We start from the raw sequence: 17,111 nt of genomic DNA, 5'->3' as shown, positions 1-17,111 counted from the left end.
GAATGGCGCGCGAGTTCGACATCATCGTCTATGGCGCGACCGGGTTCACCGGGCGGCTGGTCGCCGAATATCTGGTCGAGGCGTATCCCAGCGGCGTGACGTGGGCGATGGCCGGGCGGTCGCTGACCAAGCTGGAGGAAGTGCGCGATCTGATCGGCGCGCCCGCCGGCACCACGCTGATAACCGCCAATTCGGACGACCCCGCCAGCCTGAAGGCCATGTGCGAGCGTACGACGGTCGTCATTTCAACCGTCGGGCCGTATCAGCTGTATGGCAGTGACCTGGTCGCCGCCTGCGCCGCGACGGGCACCGCTTATGTCGATCTGTGCGGCGAGCCAGCGTGGATGCGCCACATGATCGACGCGCACCATGACGACGCCAAAGCCAGCGGCGCGCGGATCGTCTTTTCCTGCGGGTTCGATTCGATCCCGTTCGACGTGGGCGTGCTGACACTGCAGCAATGCGCCATCGCCAAGCACGGTAAGCCCGCGCCTCGCGTGAAGGGTCGGGTGCGGGTGATGAAAGGCGGCTTTTCCGGCGGCACGGCGGCGAGCCTTAAGGCTACGCTCGCCGCCGCTGCGCGTGACCCACGGATCGTCGCTTTGCTTACCAGCCCTTTCGCGCTGACTCCCGGCTTCAAGGGGCCTCACCAGCCGACCGGGCTGATCCCCGAATATGATTCGTCGGTCGGGGCGTGGGTCGCACCGTTCATCATGGCACCGATCAACACCAAGAACGTCCACCGCACCAACTTCCTGCTCGGCGAGCATTATGGCGCGGATTTCGTCTATGACGAGATGATGGTCGCCGGGCTGGGCGATCTCGGCAAGGCGGCGGCGGAAGCGATTGCCAAGGTCAATCCGCTGGCGGGCGACAAGGGGCCGAAGCCCGGCGAAGGCCCGTCGAAGGAGGAGCGCGACGCGGGGCATTACGATATCCTGTTCATCGGCGAATATCCCGACGGCGGGCGCGTCGAATGCGTCGTTACCGGCGACAAGGACCCCGGCTACGGATCGACCAGCAAGATGATCGCCGAAAGCGCGCTGTGCCTCGTGCAGGATGTCAAGGGAGACGGCGGCATCTGGACCCCGGGCGCGCTGATGGGCGATGAACTGCGCGAACGGCTGGTGGCGAAGGCGGGGCTGACCTTCCGCTGCGGCTAGCCACGATAGAATAACAGAGCAGCGGCAGCGATCATCACCGAGACGCCAAGGCTCCAGATGACTGCGTCGCGGCTGCGCGCCTGTTCGCGCAAGTGGTACGCCACGAGATCGAACCAGAACTGCCCGCCCGGCACTGCGCGAACGATCCCGGCGTCACACAGCTTCGCGAACGCCGTCGCGTCGCGCGGGTCGGGCGTGAAATCGATCGCATCCTCGGGCGACAGCGCGTGCGCCGCCAGCATCGCCTCGGCGATCCGCCCGCGCACCCGTAAGGCGCCCGGCGGCAATCGCGGCGGCGCAGGGGGCGGCGTGAGGCCGGTCAGCCGCAGCCGGTCGGTCATCCGCCCGCAAAGATGCTGAGCGCCGCGCCGATCGCGACCGCCGTGCCCACCATGATCCCCGCGCGCCGCCGCCGCTTGCGGTTCCATTTGTCGTAGGCGGGAATGTCGAGCCAATAAGTCCCGGCCTTGGCGACGTGTAGCACGCCTTGCTCGATCAGCCGTTCGAGCAACCGCCGCTCCATCCCACGTTCGGGCGCGTAACCAATCGCCTTGTCGGCCGCGACCGCATCGGCCGTCATGAAATGCGAGATCAACCGCCGCCGTGCGCGTGCCATGGCCGCCCCTGCTGCTCCTGCCGCTGCTCCACCCATATTCGACCCCTACTTCCGTCGCTTGCCCTGATGGCGGATGTTGGACGGACGCCCGCGCCGTTTCAAGACTCGTGGTGGCCGGCTGCCGGGCCTTGCGCCTTTCCCCTCCGGCAGTTCGAAGCGCAACGCGCCCGACACCGGGTTCGATTCCGCCAGCCGCAACGTCAGCCGCTGGCCGATGGTGAACTCGTCGCCCGATTGCTCGCCGACCAGCTTTTTCGCCGTTTCGTCGTAGCGGAAATACTCGCCGCCCGAAGAACCACCCAGATCGCGTACCGGCATCAGCCCGTCGCCGCCGATCCCGTCGACCGTCGCGAAAAAGCCGAAGTTGGTGACCCCGGTGATCCGCACCTCGACCAGTTCGCCGACACGTTCCGCCAGATAGGCCGCGACATAGCGGTCGATCGTGTCGCGTTCCGCCTCCATCGCACGGCGTTCGAGCCGGCTGATCGCCTCGCCGATCCGCTCCATCCCCGCGGCCTCGTCCGGCGTCAGCCCGCCGGGGCCGAGCTTGTAGGCCTCGACCAGCGAGCGATGCACCAGCATGTCGGCATAGCGCCGGATCGGTGAGGTGAAGTGGGCGTAACTACCCAGCGCGAGCCCGAAATGGCCGTGATTGGCCGGTGCGTAATAGGCCTGGGTCTGGCTGCGCAGGATCTGCTCCATCACCTGCGGGCGGAAATCGACGTTGCCGACGCGATCGAGGATGTGGTTGAACGTCGACGGGCGAATCACCTGACCCAGCGCCAGCTTGACGCCGTACGTCTCCAGATAATCCTTCAGCCCGATCAACTTCTCGCGCGCGGGCGGTTCGTGGACGCGGTACATGACCGGCGCCTTCTTGGCCTCGAGCGCCTTGGCGGCCGCCACATTGGCGGCGATCATGTAATCCTCGATCAGCCGATGCGCGTCGAGCCGCTCGCGCGGCGCGACCGACATGATCCGCCCCTTCTCGTCGAGCACGACGCGCCTTTCGGGGAGATCGAGATCGAGCGGTTCGCGGGCATCGCGCGCCTTGGCAAGCGCGTGCCAGCAGGCCCAAAGCGGCTTCAACGCAACCTCGGTCAGCGGATGGTCGAGCTGTCCGTCGATCGCGGCCTGCGCATCCTCATAGGCGATGTTCGCCGCGATCCGCACCACCGCGCGGGTGAAGCGCCAGCTTTTGAGCTGCCCGTCCTTGCCGACCTTCAGATGGCAGGCGAGCGCGGCGCGATCCTCGCCGGTCTTCAGGCTGCACACTTCCGCCGACAGGATTTCGGGCAGCATCGGCACGACGCGGTCGGGGAAATAGACCGAATTGCCGCGCCGCCGCGCCTCGCGGTCGATCGCCGAGCCGGGGTGAACATAGAACGACACGTCGGCGATCGCGACCACCGCTTTCCACCCGCCGGCATTGGCCGGATCGTCGTCGGGCACGGCCCACACAGCATCGTCATGGTCGCGTGCGTCGGCCGGGTCGATCGCGACGATCGGCAAGTGGGTCAGGTCCTCGCGGCCAGTACCCAATGGCTGCTTCGCAACGCGCTCCGCTTCTTCAAGGGCTTCCGGCGCAAACACGTCCGGGATGCCGTGCTCGTGGATCGCGATCAGCGAGAAGCTGCGTGGCGCGAACGGATCGCCGAGCCGCTCGGTCACGCGCGCGGTGATCCGCGGCGGGCGCCCCGCCTTTTCCGCCAGCACCAGGTCGCCGGGCTGCGCATCGCCCGCGTCGCTGACGGGATATTGCCGCCGCTCGCGCTTCTCGACGCCTTCGAGCCACAGCCCGTTCGCTTCCTTGCGCAGCACGCCGAGCATCAGCTCGTCGCCTTTGGCAAGCTGCTTCATCGGATGCGCGATCCAGCCCTTCCCGGCTTCCTCGGTGCGCGCCAAGATACGGTCGCCCACCCCGAGCGCCGACCGCTTCCCCCGCTCACGCACGCGCAGTTTCGGCATCGGCATGGCGTCGGCGTCCCAGCGCTCCGGCACCGCCCAGACATTACCGCTGTCATCGACATCGGTGATCCGCAGCACCGTGACCTTGGGCAGTCCGCCCATCTTGTGGAACGCGCGGCCGGGCGCGCTGTCGATCAGGCCCTCGTCGGCCATGCCCTTGAGCAGTGCCTTCAGCGCGATCTTTTCCTGCGCTGTCAGCCCGAAAGCCTTGGCGATCTCGCGCTTGCCCGCCGGAGTCGGTGACGAGGTGATGAAGTCGATGATCTGCTGGCGGCTCGGCAGGCCGGGTTGTTTTCGTGGTTTCGCCATCTGACGAGGGAGATAGGCGGTTCGCGACGATCACGCTAGGAGAAGCGCGTGACTTACGACCTCCTGATCATCGGCGGCGGCATCAACGGCTGCGCCATCGCGCGCGAAGCGTCGCTGCTCGGCCAGACCGTGCTGCTGGTGGAACGCGACGACCTGGCCAGCCATACCTCGTCGGCATCGACCAAGCTGATCCACGGCGGACTGCGCTACCTCGAATATTATGAGTTCAAACTGGTCGCGGAAGCGTTGCGCGAACGCGAGCGGCTGGTCCATGCCGCGCCGCACATTATCCGGCCGCTGCGCTTCGTGCTGCCGCAGGAAAATGCGGTACGTCCATGGTGGATGGTGCGGATCGGCCTCTATCTCTACGATTTCCTCGGCGGGAAGATGTCGCTCCCGCGATCACGCGGACTGCGCAAGAGCGACACGGACTACATCGCCCCGCTGAAGGGCGGCGACAGTGGGTTCGTCTATTCGGACGCGCAGGTCGACGACTCGCGGCTGACGCTGCTCAACGCGGTCGATGCGGCGGCGAACGGGGCGGAGATCTGCACGGGCGTGGCGCTTGAGAGCGCGCGGCGCGAGGGTGGTGTGTGGCGGGCGACCCTGTCCGACGGGCGGACCGTCGAGGCGCGCGCGATGGTCAACGCCGCGGGACCGTGGGTCCATTTGATGCTGGAGAAGCTCGGCGTGAGCGCCGCGGCGAATGTGCGGCTGGTCAAAGGCAGCCACATCGTCGTGCCCAAACTCTACGACGGCGACCACGCCTATATCCTGCAACTTCCCGATCGCCGCATCATCTTCGCGATCCCCTGGCAAGGCGAGACAGAGATCGGGACCACCGACATTCCGGTCGACAAGCCCGAGGACGCCGTCATCTCCGACGACGAGATCAAGTATCTGTGCGAGGGCGCGAACCACCACTTCGTGAAGCAGATCAGCCCTGCGGACGTGACGCACGTTTGGTCGGGGGTGCGTCCGCTCTACGACGATGGCGCGAGCGAGGCGAAGGCGGTGACGCGCGACTACGTCCTCGAACTCGACACAAACGGCCCGCCGTTGCTCAGCGTGTTCGGCGGCAAGATCACCACCGGCCGCCACCTCGCCGAAGAAGCGATGGGCAAGCTCGCGCCGTCGCTCGGCATCGATGCGCATCCAGTGACGCGGGCGCGGGTGTTCCCCGGCGGGGCGATCGGCGATTTCGACGCCTATCTGGTAAAGGTCCGCGCGACTTGGCCGTTCCTGGGCTACGAGCGGTCCGCGCGGATGGCGCATGCGTACGGTACGATGCTCGCCGAGATGCTGGCGGGCGTGGCCGACGAGGCTGGGATGGGCACCGATTTGGGCGGCGGGCTGACCGAGGTCGAGGCGCGCTGGATGCGCGATCGCGAATGGGCGAGGACCGCCGCCGACGCGCTCGACCGGCGCAGCAAGTTGGGGTTGCACCTGACCGCCGACCAGCGCGCGGCGTTTGAAAAGGCGTGGGATGCGCTGGCGTGATTCAGGTCGCCGCGCTCTATCGTTTCGCCCACTTCCCCGACCCCGCCGCGCTACGGGAGCCGTTACTCGATTTGTGCGTAGCGGAAGGGATTAAAGGCACGCTTCTCCTCGCGACCGAGGGGATCAACGGCACCATCGCCGGGCCACCCGACGGCATCGATCGAGTGCTCGCGTACATCCTTACCCTGCCCGATTGCGCCGATCTGGAGGTCAAGTTCTCGACCGCGGAGACTATGCCATTCCACCGCCTCAAGGTCCGGCTCAAGCGCGAGATCGTGACGATGGGAGAGGCGGTCGATCCGATCGGCAGCGTCGGCACGTACGTCGCGCCCGCCGACTGGAACACGCTGATCGAACAGCCCGGCACGCTCGTGATCGACACGCGCAACGATTACGAAGTGCGTGTGGGCAGTTTCGCCGGCGCGGTCGATCCGCGGACGGCGAGCTTCAGTGACTTTCCCGCTTGGTTCCGCGCCCACCGCGACGAGATCGAGCGGGCGGAGCGCGTCGCGATGTTCTGTACCGGCGGCATCCGTTGCGAGAAGGCAACCGCCCTGCTCAAGGCGGAAGGGATCGCGGACGTCCGCCACTTGCGAGGCGGCATCCTGAAGTATCTAGAGGAGGTTCCCGCAGACGAAAGCCGCTGGCACGGCGAGTGTTTCGTGTTCGACGAACGCGTCGCGCTCGGCCACGGCCTGACCGTCGGTACCCACCAACTCTGCCGCGGCTGCCGTATGCCGGTCGGTCCCGAGGACCGCGCGTCCGCCCTCTACGAGGAAGGCGTGAGCTGCCCCGCTTGCCACGGCACACGCGACGATGCCGCCCGCGCGGGCTATGCCGAACGTCATCGCCAGGCGATGCTCGCCGAAGCACGCGGCGAAACGCATGTCGGCGCGACCTATACTAAAGACAGTTCTTAACGATTTGTTAACCTATTCCGGTCACGCTCTTTCCCGGGCATACCGGGGGCCGTTCGTGGCAACGAGATATTCGCAATATCGCCGGGTCGAACCGGCATCGCTCGAACAGCGCGCCGAACCGCGCCTCAAGTTGTCGATCACGCGAGCGAGCGTGCGCCGCCACGGCAAGACGCCGGTCGATGCGTTGCTCCACGATCTTTCGACCTACGGCTGCCGCCTTGCGGCGGGGATCGAGGCGGATGAAGGCGAGCGGCTGTGGCTTCGTTTCGACGGGCGGATGCCGGTCGCGGCGACCGTGGTGTGGTGCGTGGACGGCATGGTCGGATGCCGCTTCGACGAACAGATCGAACGCGCCATGATGCGTGCACTCACCCTGCGGATCGCGTAACGTTCTAGCGGTGGTGGGCGGCGAAGAATGCCCACATCAGATCGGTGCCGTTCACCCTTCCCGTCGACCGCGTCACGCCGGGACGACCAATCGTGCCGCCGGGCCAGCCATGTTCGGCATCCTTGACGATGTAGAAATCGACCGCGCTGCCCTTCGCGCAATCGCTCCACAACTCCCGTACATAGTCGGCCGTCTCCGATCGCGTCGGGTTTACGCGGCATCCGTCGGCGCTCGCCCACCATGTCGCGGCATAGCGCGCCGGTTTGAACGGCGCCGACTGCGCGCCGCGTACCGTCTTCGAACCGATCCCACCCTCGATCGGCACATCCTCGTCGTTGGCGGCATTGACGATCAGCATCGGCACCGGCGCAACGGGCTTTGCCTCGTCGCCGAAGAGAGAACCGACGAACACGGTCGCGGCGGCGATACGATCGCCCAGCGCGATCGCGATCCGGTGCGTCATCATCCCCCCGTTCGACATGCCCGCGACATAGATGCGCTTCGGATCGGCGCGGCCGCTTGCGACCTCGGCATCGATCAGCGCCCGGATGAAGCCGACATCATCGATCCCCTGTCGCATCGCGTAGGCACAGCAGCCGCCGGCATTCCACGTCTGGAGTTTGCCTAACCGAGCCGTACCTTCGGGGAGCGCGAGCACGAAGCCTTCCTTCGCCGCTTTCTCGACCAGACCCGCCGATCGCGCGACTTGCGCGCCATTGCCCCCGCCGCCGTGGAGCACGATTACCAGCGGCTTGGGGCCCGGCCGCGGCGGCACGAACAATTTGTATTCGCGGCTGCCGACCGTCATCGATTGCAACGACGGTTCGGCGGCAGGGGCGGGAGCAGCCAGTTGCAGCGCGACGCCCATCAAACCCAGCCCGATCAACACCCCGCGCATGCTCGCCCTCCAGCTTTCCATGCGAGGCCCAACGGCTAAGCGCGCTTTATCCTTCGCTAGGCGACCGAAATGACCGCCAGCGTGATCCGCGACAGGCACACCAGCTTGCCTTCCTCATTGGTGATGCGGATCGTCCAAATCTGCGTCGTGCGGCCGGCCGACTCCGCCTTGGCGGTCGCTGTGACGTAACCGCTCATCGCCGGGCGGATATGATTGGCGTTGATCTCCAGCCCCACGGTCGTCTGCTTCGTCAGATCGAGCGTCATCGCTCCGCCCATCGACGCGACCGTCTCCGCCAGCGCGACCGAGGCGCCGCCGTGCAGCCGCCCGAATGGCTGATGCGTGCGCGCATCGACCGGCATTCGCGCGGACACCCAGTCGTCGCCGGCATCGACGAACTCGATCCCGAGCAGGCCGGGCATCGACTTCGCGCCGAGCGCGGTCATCGCCGCGAGGTCGGGCTTGGTGCCGTTGAGCCAGATCATCTCAATATGCCCGCGCGATCAGGACACGCTCGACCGCGGGCTCGCCGGTGAAAATGCACGCGCCGGTCGCGGGCGCCGCGCCCTGCGGCACATTGCGCAGCGTCAACTTCATCGACTTGAGCGTTTCGACCACCTTGTCGAGCGCGGCGCCGGTCGGCTTCGACCAGCCCGCCTCGACCCAGCCGGGGTTCTTCACGCCCTCGGCGAAGAACGCCTGCAGCCCCGCTATGTCGGTGACGTCGCGCGCGATGCTGCCGTCGAGCCGCGCCTTGGCGTCGGCGAACAAGCCGGCCTGAATCTCCTCCAACATCGCCGCCGCACCGCCGACGAAATCGCCCTTCGCGACCGCCGCGCTGTCGAGCTTGCCGTCCTCGCGATACAGTCGATCGCGGCGGATCACGCTGACATTGCCGCCTGCCATGTCGCGCCCGCCGACCTCAATCACAATCGGTGCGCCCTTCTTGACCCAAGCCCAGCGCTTGTTGGTCGACTTGACCGGCTTGAGATCGAGCAAAGCACGCACCGGCTCGCCGCACGCCGACAGCGCCGCGAGCTCGCCCTGCAGCCCCTTGCAGTAATCGATCAACGCCGCGTCCTCGTCATTGTCGCGCAGCATCGGCACGATCACGACCTGCCACGGTGCGATGCGCGGCGGAACGCGCAGGCCGTCGTCGTCGCCATGCACCATGATCAGCCCGCCGATCATCCGCGTCGACACGCCCCAGCTGGTCGTGTTGGCGAATTCGAGTTCGCCCGACGCATTCTGGAACTTGATGTCCTGAGCGTGCGCGAAATTGGTGCCGAGGAAGTGCGAGGTGCCCGCCTGGAGCGCCTTGCCGTCCTGCATCATCGCCTCGATCGACCAAGTCTCCACCGCACCGGGGAAACGCTCGTTCTCGGGCTTCTCGCCCGCCACCACGGGCAGCGCGACGCAATCCTCGGCGAACGAGCGATACACCTCGAGCATCTTGAGCGTTTCCTCGCGCGCCTCGGCCTCCGAAGCGTGCGCTGTATGCCCTTCCTGCCACAGGAACTCCGCCGTGCGCAGGAACATCCGCGTGCGCATTTCCCAGCGCACGACGTTCGCCCATTGGTTGATCAACACGGGCAAGTCGCGCCACGACTGCACCCAGCGCGAGAAAGCGGTGCCGATCACCGTCTCGCTCGTCGGGCGGACGACCAACGGTTCCTCCAGCCTGGCGGCGGGATCGGGGATCAGCTTGCCCTTGCCATCGGGGATCAGGCGGTGGTGCGTGACGACCGCCATTTCCTTGGCGAAGCCCTCGACGTGCTCAGCCTCCTTCTCGAAATAGGAGAGCGGGATGAACAGCGGGAAATAGCAATTCTCGTGCCCCGTCGCCTTGATCTTGTCGTCGAGCAGGCGCTGCATCCGCTCCCAGATGCCATAGCCCCATGGCCGGATCACCATGCACCCGCGCACCCCGGATTCCTCGGCCATGTCGGCCTCCGCGATCACGGTCTGATACCATTGCGCGAAGTCGTCGGCGCGCGTGACGGATAAAGCGTGCTTGATCATGCAGGTGCGCTTAGTCCGCCAAAACCGCTTCGTCACCCCGGACTTGTCGCAGCGCGCGCCGGGGCGCATGGCGACAGCCATGGGGGACGCGGACGACAGGGTCATGCTCGGCATCGCGATGCGTCTGCTCGCGGTGCTGTTGCTGGCGACGCTGTCGGCGCTGATCAAGCTTGCCGAGACGCGCGGCGCCGGCCTCGTCGAGATCATGTTCTGGCGGCAGGGCGCGGCGATCCCGGTGGTGCTGGCCTATATGGCGATCACCGACCGCAGTATCGGCGCGATCCGCTCGAACGCGTTTCGCGGGCAGGTTGTCCGCGCCGCGATCGGCGTGACGGGGATGGCGTTCAATTTCGGCGCGGTCTTGCTGTTGCCGCTCGCCGAAGCGACGACGCTCGCTTTCACGGTGCCGATCTTCGCCACGATCCTCGGCGCGCTGGTGCTGAAGGAACCGACCGGCTGGCATCGCTGGGGCGCGGTGGTCGTGGGCTTTATCGGCGTGCTGATCGTGACCCAGCCGGGTAGCGGCCATTTCCCGCTGGCCGGTGTTGCGGTCGGGCTGACCTCGTCCGTCTTCGTCGCCATCGTCGCGATCCAGCTCCGCCAGATCGGCAAGGTCGACCGCCCGGTGACGACGGTGTTCTGGTTCTCGACGCTGTCGATGGTCCCGCTCGGTCTGCTCTACCCGTTCTTCGCGCAAAGCCATGACCTCACCACGTTCGCGATCCTGGCGGCGATGGGGCTGTTCGGCGGGCTGGGCCAGATCGCCTTCACCGCCGCACTCCGCTACGCGCCGGTTTCCGCCGTGATGCCGATGGACTATTCGAGCCTGATCTGGGCGACGCTCTACGGCTGGCTCCTGTTCGACATGCTGCCGACGCCGTGGACATGGGTTGGCGCGCCGGTGATCATCGCGAGCGGACTTTACATCGTGTGGCGCGAACGCCGCGTCGCGCCACACCCTCAGGTGCAGGAAGCGATCGCGGACTGAGGCCTAGGCGGGAAGATCTGTTGCCGATAAATTGGCAAGCTCGACTATCCCCCGGCGAATGACCGGTCGAAAGAAGCGCAATTGCGGCGGGCGCTCCGTATCCAGATCGTGGATTGTCCAGCCTAGATAGACCGATTCGTTGGCAAAGCTTGATGGCGGCAGATCATCGCCAGCTTCAAGCGAACGAAAGTGTGCGGGATAGGCGCCGGTGCCAAGAAATGGCTGGCGATAAGGCTCCTGACGCCTCGCACGTCGGCGAACGAGCGATGCGTGTTGGGCGACATGATCTGTCTGTGTCGCGCGGTCGCTAAGGTCGAAATGCGCTTCGATAACATACGCAACATCGATCAGATCGCACTGTCGGCATGGTTCAGAGCCCAACCAGTCAAAGATGATGGGCTGAAGCACGTGGATTCTATCGACGTGCCACCTGATCGCCGGCGACCAGTAGATTGATTCCAGAATTCCACGGGCGGCTAAAGGGGTGATGATGTCGTAAGAAATCCTATCCCGCCGAAACTCGGGTCGCGCAAAGCACGCTCGATCTCCCCAAACGTGAAAACGGAACATAGCGCGACCATTGCTTATGTTCGTTGTATGTTCACTACAAAAATCATCCGTTCTCGATCAGTTTGGATCCTGATCGGATGGTTCTCTTCTCTGGATTTTTCTCCCCGAGGCGTAAGCCTGATGGTCTGTCGATCGTAGCGGTCGCCAGTTAGGATAAAGGGCCGGATATGAGCCAGAAATTGAGCGTCACGATCAAAGTATGCCGTTGGCTGGTGGTAACTTTAACTCTCGCTCGTCAATCGTCGCGACCTAACTAAGGCGGGCAGCTTCCAGAAGCCGCCCGGCGCGCAGGTACATTTCGACCCGCGTCATCGTGAACATACCCAGCGCGAACGCCAGGGCGGCGTCGGTCACCAGCGTCACGTCGAAACCCAGCGCGCGCCCTTCGCCCTGCGCCGCCATCTTCACCAGCACGATTGCCATCAGGAAGAGGATGGCCCAAGGCGAGCCCTTCTGGTTGAGCGCATGTGTTTCTGGATCGACATGGATTTGCATCATCCGTCCGCGCTGCCAGCCGAGTGCCGCGCCGACCAACAGTGCGATGACGGACGCGATCCAGGCCGCCAGAGTCGGCGGCTTCGCGACGAAATTGGCGACAACGATGGCAAGGTAGATCGCCGGCACGATCCACAGCCGTTCGAGCTTGAGCGGGCGCAGTCTCGACAGGCTCCGCGCGCGAAACGCGAAGATCACCAAGAACACCGCGATCGGGATCAGGTACTGGACGATTCCCGTCGGCTGGACGATCTGACCGTTCATGCGTGACCCCCGTGTTGCGTTGGCCCGCGTGTTAGCAGACTAACGCACCAGATCGCCAGCCGGTATTATTGCGGCAGGCCTACTCCGCCGCTTGCGCCAGCTCAGGCTCCTTCCACACCAGCACCGGCTTGCGAGCCGCGAGCGTCTCGTCGAGGCGGCGGCGCGGGGCGAAATGGGGGGCGGACTTGAGCGCCTCGTCCCCCGCCTTCGCGCGTTCCGCGACCGACCGTAGCGCGCCGATGAACTGGTCGAGCGCCGCCTTCGATTCGGTCTCGGTCGGCTCCACCAGCATCGCGCCGTGGACGACGAGCGGGAAGTACATCGTCATCGGGTGATAGCCCTCGTCGATCATCCCCTTGGCGATGTCGATCGTCGAGAAACCGTCGGGCAGGCCGTCGTCGCTGAAGATCGCTTCGTGCATGCAGGGCCCCGAGTCCGCGAACGGCGCATCGAGCGTGTTTTCCAGGCTACGCAGGATGTAGTTGGCGTTGAGCACCGAATCCTCAGCGACCTGGCGCAGGCCGTCGGCACCGTGGCTGAGGATATAGGTCAGCGCGCGCGTGAACATCCCCATCTGGCCATGGAACGCGCACATGCGGCCGAAGCTGTCGGGGTGGCGGTCGCCGACCGTCTCCTCCTCGACCAGCGTGATGTGCCCATCCGCATGGCGTTCGGTGAAGGGCAGCGGGCCATAAGGCGACAGCGCTTTCGACAACACTACCGGCCCCGAGCCCGGCCCGCCGCCGCCATGCGGAGTGGAGAAGGTCTTGTGCAAATTGATGTGCATCGCATCGACGCCGAGGTCGCCCGGACGCACACGCCCGACGATCGCGTTGAAGTTCGCGCCGTCGCAATAGACGTAGCCGCCCGCCGCGTGGACCGCGTCGGAGATCGCCTTCATGTCGCGCTCGAACAGACCGCACGTGTTGGGGTTGGTGATCATCACCCCGGCGACGTCCGGTCCCAGCCGTGCCTTGAGCGCCGCCAGATCGACACGCCCATCGGCGGTCGCCGGAATGTTCTCCACCGAATAGCCCGCGAAGGCCGCAGTGGCGGGGTTGGTGCCGTGCGCGCTTTCGGGGACGAGGATGACGCTGCGATGTCCCTCACCGCGCGCTTCCAGCGCCGCCTTGATGCACAATATGCCGCATAGTTCGCCGTGCGCGCCGGCCTTGGGCGTCATCGCGACGCCGTGCATGCCGGTCAGCTTGATCAGCCACATTGCGAGCTCGTTGATCACACCGAGCGCGCCCTGCACGGTATCGACCGGCTGGAGCGGATGGATGTCGGCGAACCCCGGCAGCCGCGCCATCTTCTCGTTCAGCCGCGGATTGTGCTTCATCGTGCACGAACCGAGCGGGAAAAGGCCGAGGTCGATCGCGTAGTTCTGGCGCGACAGGCGGGTGTAGTGGCGGACGGTTTCCGGCTCGGACAGGCCAGGCAGACCGATCGGGGCCGAGCGTTTCAGCCCACCGAGCTTCGACGCGACCTTGGCGGGTTCGGCGACTTCGACGCCGATCGTGTCGGTCGAGCCGATCTCGAAGATCAGCGGTTCTTCCAGCATCAGCGCGCGGTTGCCGGTGAAGGTCTGGCCGTTGCTCTCGCCCGCTTCCGGGGTGGCCGGGCGCCAGCCGCTCTGGTTGATGCTCATGCCAGCGCCTCCTCGAGCGCGGAGGCAAGTGTCCCGACGTCCTCCGCTGTAGTGGTTTCGGTGACCGCGACGACGAGGCCGTTCGCGAGCGCATCCTCGCCCGGATAGAGCCGCCCGAGCGAGACGCCCGCGAGGATACCCTTGTCGGCTAGCGCGCGGACGACCGGGCGCGCTTCCTGCGGCAGCTTCAGCGTAAATTCGTTGAAGAAGGTGTCGTTGACCAGCTCGACGCCCGGCACCTGCGCCAGCCGATCGGCCGCCGCGACCGCAAGGCTGTGATTGGTCGCCGCCAGCGCGCGCAGCCCTGCTTCGCCCAGCAAGGTCATGTGGATCGAGAAGGCCAGCGCGCACAGGCCGCTGTTGGTGCAGATGTTCGACGTCGCCTTTTCGCGCCGGATGTGCTGCTCGCGGGTCGACAGCGTCAGCACGAAGCCGCGCTTCCCTTCCGCGTCCACCGTCTCGCCGCAGAAGCGGCCGGGCATCTGGCGGATATATTTCTCCTTGCAGCCCATCAGGCCGACATACGGCCCGCCGAACTGCAGCCCGACGCCGATCGACTGGCCCTCGCCGACCACGATATCGGCATCCATCTCGCCGGGCGACTTGAGCGCGCCGAGCGCGACCGGCTCGGTGATGACCGCGATCAGCAGCGCTTTCTTAGCGTGACAGGCGTCGGCCAGCGGCCGGAGGTCGGTGATGCGACCGAGGATGTCGGGGTACTGGACGACCACGCACGACGTGTCGTCGTCGATGCTTGCGATCAGGCTGTCGATATCGATATCGGCGGTCAGGCTTGGCCGCGACGTTTCGAGCGCGTCGCCGGTGTACTTGGCCATCGTCTTCGCGACCGAGACGTAATGCGGGTGCAGCCCACCCGACAGGATCGCCTTTGCCCGCCTGGTGATGCGCCGTGCCATGCCGATCGCTTCCCAGCACGCGGTCGAGCCGTCGTACATGCTGGCGTTCGCGACGTCGGTGCCGAGCAGCCGCGCGACCTGGGTCTGGAACTCGAACAGCATCTGCAGCGTGCCCTGCGCGATTTCGGGCTGGTAGGGCGTGTAGGCGGTCAGGAACTCGCCGCGCTGGATCAGGTGATCGACCGACGCCGGCACATGATGCCGGTACGCCCCACAGCCGAGGAAGAACGGCGCGTCCCCCGCCGACAGGTTCTTGCGCGCGAGCGCCGTCATGTGACGCTCGACCGCTAGCTCGCTGGCGTGCGGCGGCAGGCCGTGGATCGGCCCGTCGAGCCGCGCCTCCGCGGGCACGTCGACGAACAGATCGTCGATCGAGGAAGCGCCGATAACGGCGAGCATCGCCTCGCGATCGGGCTGGGTCAGGGGCAGGTAGCGCATGACGAATTCCTGAAATTCGTCACCCCAGCGAAAGCTGGGGTCTCAGGCCGATTGCAATACGGCGCGAGATGCCAGCTTCCGCTGGCATGACGGTATTGATTAGAGCTTCGCGACGAACGCCTCGTACTTGGCTTCGTCCATCAGGTCCTCGAGCTCGCTCGTGTCGCTGAGCGTCAGCTTGAAGAACCAGCCTTCGCCGTCGGCGTCCTCGTTCACCAGGCCCGGATTGTCGGCAAGGTCGGCATTGCCTTCGATCACCGTGCCCGACACCGGCGAATAGACGTCCGACGCCGCCTTGACGCTCTCGACCACCGCCGCTTCGTCGCCCTTACTGACCGTCTTGCCCTCTTCGGGCACGTCGACGAACACGATGTCGCCGAGCTGGCCTTGCGCATAGTCGGTGATGCCGACCGTGCCGACGTCGCCATCGACATCGACCCATTCATGATCCTCGGTGAAATAGCGCATCTTACTTCGCTCCTCTGACATAGCGGTGGGGGACGAACGGCATCGCGGTGACGGTCGCCTCGTGGACCTTGCCGCGCTGGGAAAGCTGAATGCGAGTGCCGATTTCGGCCATCGCCGCGGGAACATAGGCCATCGCGATCGGCGCGCCGAGTGTCGGGGCGAAGCCTCCGGACGTGACCTTGCCGACCTCGGAACCCTCTGCATCGAGCACCGCCGCGCCCTCGCGCACCGGCTGACGCCCTTCGACCAACAGTCCGACGCGCTTCGCGACCGGACCCTGGTCGCGCTCCAGCAGGATGCGTTCGGCGCCAGGGAAATTGGCTTCCCCCCGGCGGCGCTTGCTGGCGACAGCGAAGCCTAGCGCAGCCATGATCGGCGTCGTCTCCGGATCGAGATCGTGCCCGTAAAGCGGCAAGTCCGCTTCAAGCCGCAGCGAATCGCGCGCGCCCAGACCTATCATCTTCACCTCAGGCTCGCCGCACAGCAGGTCAGCGATCTTCTCCGCCTGGTCGGCCGGGATCGAAATCTCGAACCCGTCCTCGCCGGTATAGCCAGAGCGACTGATGTAGGCGTTGACCCCGGCGATCTCGAACCGCCCGCCTCTCATGAACACCAGCACGTCGAGTGGCCATTCACCGGTGGTGTGGCGCTTCAGCGCGTCGAACGCCTTCGGTCCCTGCAACGCCAGCAGCGCGCGATCGTCGAGGTGATTGATCGTAATTTCGTCGGGGAGGTTTTCGCGCAGATGCGCGATATCATCATATTTAACCGCGCCGTTGACGACCATGTAGATGCCGCCCGGCCAGCGCGTGAACATCAGGTCGTCGAGGATCCCGCCATTGTCGGCGAGCAGCAGCGAATATTTCTGCTGACCCAGTTGGACGCCCTTCACATCGGCCGGGATCAGCTTTTCGAGCGCTTCGTCCAGTCCGTCACCCGACAGCAGCAGCTGACCCATGTGACTGACGTCGAACAGACCGGCCGATTCGCGCACCCACAGATGCTCGGCCATGATACCTTCATACTGGACAGGCATGTGATAGCCCGCGAACGGCACCATCCGGCCGCCGCGAGCGCGATGCCAGGCGTCGAGCGGAAGCGTTTCGAGCTCCACTTCGACATAGTCATTGGCGAGGTCGATGTCGGTCAAACCCGGTCTCCACAACAGATGACGGCGCGACAACGGCCCGCATGGACCGAATATCCGCCGCCCCCTCTGTCACGGAACCTGAGAGCTTTCACCGGTCGCGCAAAGCGCCCGGCTTACCCCTTCGGCGGCCCGGACGAACCGGACTCTTTCCAGAGCGTCGCTACCGACAGAAGCGGTCCTTTTGCCTGAGAGATTCCGGGGCGGTTGCTCCTTCGGCGGCGAGTTCCTGAAAGGACCCGCGCTCTCCCGCGCTGTCAGCGACTGTTGGTTTGTCTGACGCAGTGCAGCAAACGAGTCAATTCGTTTGCGCGCCTCTAGGCGCGAAAGCGGCGCCGGGTCGAACAGGGTCACGTCGCCGGTCCCGGCGGGAACGCCGACGGTCGGGC

General features: G+C 65.7%; 17 protein-coding genes and 2 riboswitches. Of the genes, 5 read left to right on the top strand and 12 right to left on the bottom strand.

Annotation, left to right across the window (positions count from 1 at the left end):
* The first annotated feature begins 2 nt into the window (after positions 1-2).
* The gene (locus tag J0J06_RS00085) at positions 3-1,163 is read left to right on the top strand and encodes a saccharopine dehydrogenase NADP-binding domain-containing protein (protein WP_294039325.1); all 1,161 of its coding nucleotides are present in this window, start codon (positions 3-5) and stop codon (positions 1,161-1,163) included.
* Here J0J06_RS00085 and J0J06_RS00080 read toward each other — a convergent pair.
* The 3 genes from J0J06_RS00080 to J0J06_RS00070 are packed head-to-tail and all read right to left on the bottom strand — an operon-like array spanning position 1,160 to position 4,056.
* A complete protein-coding gene (locus J0J06_RS00080; protein ID WP_294039324.1) occupies positions 1,160-1,504 on the bottom strand; it encodes a hypothetical protein in 345 nt (114 codons plus the stop codon). The two genes, J0J06_RS00085 and J0J06_RS00080, sit on opposite strands and share 4 nt — an antisense overlap.
* On the bottom strand, positions 1,501-1,779 hold the full coding sequence (locus J0J06_RS00075) for a hypothetical protein (protein ID WP_294039323.1): 279 nt from the start codon (positions 1,777-1,779) through the stop codon (positions 1,501-1,503). Before J0J06_RS00075 ends, J0J06_RS00080 begins: the two co-directional genes overlap by 4 nt.
* A gap of 45 nt (positions 1,780-1,824) precedes the next feature.
* Positions 1,825-4,056 (bottom strand): ribonuclease R family protein, encoded by a 2,232-nt coding sequence (locus J0J06_RS00070; protein ID WP_294039322.1) that lies wholly within the window; start codon positions 4,054-4,056, stop codon positions 1,825-1,827.
* A 48-nt stretch (positions 4,057-4,104) separates the two neighbouring features.
* Here J0J06_RS00070 and glpD point away from each other — a divergent pair, with 48 nt between their 5' ends.
* The 3 genes from glpD to J0J06_RS00055 are packed head-to-tail and all read left to right on the top strand — an operon-like array spanning position 4,105 to position 6,864.
* Complete coding sequence (glpD, locus tag J0J06_RS00065) at positions 4,105-5,556, top strand: glycerol-3-phosphate dehydrogenase (protein WP_294039321.1); 1,452 nt, start codon at positions 4,105-4,107, stop codon at positions 5,554-5,556.
* Positions 5,553-6,476: a rhodanese-related sulfurtransferase gene (locus J0J06_RS00060; RefSeq protein WP_294039320.1), complete on the top strand. Its 924-nt coding sequence runs from the start codon at positions 5,553-5,555 to the stop codon at positions 6,474-6,476. The genes glpD and J0J06_RS00060 overlap by 4 nt, the downstream gene beginning before the upstream one ends.
* A 55-nt stretch (positions 6,477-6,531) precedes the next feature.
* Complete coding sequence (locus J0J06_RS00055) at positions 6,532-6,864, top strand: PilZ domain-containing protein (protein WP_294039319.1); 333 nt, start codon at positions 6,532-6,534, stop codon at positions 6,862-6,864.
* Between the two features lie 4 nt (positions 6,865-6,868).
* Here J0J06_RS00055 and J0J06_RS00050 read toward each other — a convergent pair whose 3' ends face one another.
* From J0J06_RS00050 to J0J06_RS00040, 3 genes are read right to left on the bottom strand one after another with little or no spacing between them, the layout of a single operon-like run.
* Positions 6,869-7,762, bottom strand: coding sequence for a PHB depolymerase family esterase (locus J0J06_RS00050; RefSeq protein WP_294039318.1), 894 nt, complete (start codon positions 7,760-7,762; stop codon positions 6,869-6,871).
* A 56-nt stretch (positions 7,763-7,818) separates the two neighbouring features.
* Entirely contained in the window at positions 7,819-8,247 is a 429-nt protein-coding gene (locus tag J0J06_RS00045) for a hotdog fold thioesterase (protein ID WP_294039317.1), read from the bottom strand.
* Between the two features lies 1 nt (position 8,248).
* A complete protein-coding gene (locus J0J06_RS00040; RefSeq protein ID WP_294039316.1) occupies positions 8,249-9,784 on the bottom strand; it encodes an aminoacyl--tRNA ligase-related protein in 1,536 nt (511 codons plus the stop codon).
* Between the two features lie 79 nt (positions 9,785-9,863).
* On the opposite strand from J0J06_RS00040, the gene J0J06_RS00035 reads away from it, so the two are divergent.
* A complete protein-coding gene (locus J0J06_RS00035) occupies positions 9,864-10,772 on the top strand; it encodes a DMT family transporter (RefSeq protein ID WP_294039315.1) in 909 nt (302 codons plus the stop codon).
* A 3-nt stretch (positions 10,773-10,775) separates the two neighbouring features.
* Here the strand turns inward: J0J06_RS00035 and cas5c are convergent, their stop codons facing one another.
* The 6 genes from cas5c to gcvT form a co-directional block, all read right to left on the bottom strand.
* On the bottom strand, positions 10,776-11,342 hold the full coding sequence (gene cas5c, locus J0J06_RS00030; RefSeq protein ID WP_294039314.1) for a type I-C CRISPR-associated protein Cas5c: 567 nt from the start codon (positions 11,340-11,342) through the stop codon (positions 10,776-10,778).
* A 249-nt stretch (positions 11,343-11,591) separates the two neighbouring features.
* Complete coding sequence (locus tag J0J06_RS00025; protein WP_294039313.1) at positions 11,592-12,101, bottom strand: CcdC protein domain-containing protein; 510 nt, start codon at positions 12,099-12,101, stop codon at positions 11,592-11,594.
* A gap of 79 nt (positions 12,102-12,180) precedes the next feature.
* Entirely contained in the window at positions 12,181-13,752 is a 1,572-nt protein-coding gene (gene gcvPB, locus J0J06_RS00020) for an aminomethyl-transferring glycine dehydrogenase subunit GcvPB (RefSeq protein WP_294039312.1), read from the bottom strand.
* Positions 13,749-15,107 carry an aminomethyl-transferring glycine dehydrogenase subunit GcvPA gene (gcvPA, locus tag J0J06_RS00015; protein WP_294039311.1) on the bottom strand — a complete coding sequence of 453 codons (1,359 nt, stop codon included), beginning with the start codon at positions 15,105-15,107 and terminating at the stop codon, positions 13,749-13,751. Before gcvPA ends, gcvPB begins: the two co-directional genes overlap by 4 nt.
* Before the next feature lie 99 nt (positions 15,108-15,206).
* Positions 15,207-15,575 (bottom strand): glycine cleavage system protein GcvH, encoded by a 369-nt coding sequence (gcvH, locus tag J0J06_RS00010; protein ID WP_294039310.1) that lies wholly within the window; start codon positions 15,573-15,575, stop codon positions 15,207-15,209.
* Position 15,576: 1 nt separating this feature from the next.
* Positions 15,577-16,725, bottom strand: a complete 1,149-nt coding sequence (gene gcvT, locus J0J06_RS00005) for a glycine cleavage system aminomethyltransferase GcvT (RefSeq protein ID WP_294039309.1) — start codon at positions 16,723-16,725, stop codon at positions 15,577-15,579.
* Positions 16,726-16,781: 56 nt separating this feature from the next.
* A riboswitch (glycine riboswitch) is annotated at positions 16,782-16,888 on the bottom strand.
* A riboswitch (glycine riboswitch) is annotated at positions 16,889-16,984 on the bottom strand.
* Positions 16,985-17,111 lie beyond the last annotated feature (127 nt).

Origin of the sequence: Sphingomonas sp., from assembly GCF_017304615.1 — a bacterium.
GTDB lineage: Bacteria > Pseudomonadota > Alphaproteobacteria > Sphingomonadales > Sphingomonadaceae > Sphingomonas.
This window is presented reverse-complemented; position numbering and strand designations above follow the sequence as displayed.

Coding starts and splice junctions, on each gene's coding strand:
- J0J06_RS00045 (WP_294039317.1), bottom strand. CDS start 8,247: ATGATCTGGCTCAACGGCACCAAGCCCGACCTCGCGGCGATGACCGCG.
- J0J06_RS00070 (WP_294039322.1), bottom strand. CDS start 4,056: ATGGCGAAACCACGAAAACAACCCGGCCTGCCGAGCCGCCAGCAGATC.
- J0J06_RS00080 (WP_294039324.1), bottom strand. CDS start 1,504: ATGACCGACCGGCTGCGGCTGACCGGCCTCACGCCGCCCCCTGCGCCG.
- gcvPB (WP_294039312.1), bottom strand. CDS start 13,752: ATGAGCATCAACCAGAGCGGCTGGCGCCCGGCCACCCCGGAAGCGGGC.
- cas5c (WP_294039314.1), bottom strand. CDS start 11,342: ATGTTCCGTTTTCACGTTTGGGGAGATCGAGCGTGCTTTGCGCGACCC.
- gcvH (WP_294039310.1), bottom strand. CDS start 15,575: ATGCGCTATTTCACCGAGGATCATGAATGGGTCGATGTCGATGGCGAC.
- J0J06_RS00050 (WP_294039318.1), bottom strand. CDS start 7,762: ATGCGCGGGGTGTTGATCGGGCTGGGTTTGATGGGCGTCGCGCTGCAA.
- J0J06_RS00025 (WP_294039313.1), bottom strand. CDS start 12,101: ATGAACGGTCAGATCGTCCAGCCGACGGGAATCGTCCAGTACCTGATC.
- J0J06_RS00035 (WP_294039315.1), top strand. CDS start 9,864: ATGGGGGACGCGGACGACAGGGTCATGCTCGGCATCGCGATGCGTCTG.
- gcvPA (WP_294039311.1), bottom strand. CDS start 15,107: ATGCGCTACCTGCCCCTGACCCAGCCCGATCGCGAGGCGATGCTCGCC.
- J0J06_RS00075 (WP_294039323.1), bottom strand. CDS start 1,779: ATGGCACGCGCACGGCGGCGGTTGATCTCGCATTTCATGACGGCCGAT.
- J0J06_RS00085 (WP_294039325.1), top strand. CDS start 3: ATGGCGCGCGAGTTCGACATCATCGTCTATGGCGCGACCGGGTTCACC.
- J0J06_RS00040 (WP_294039316.1), bottom strand. CDS start 9,784: ATGATCAAGCACGCTTTATCCGTCACGCGCGCCGACGACTTCGCGCAA.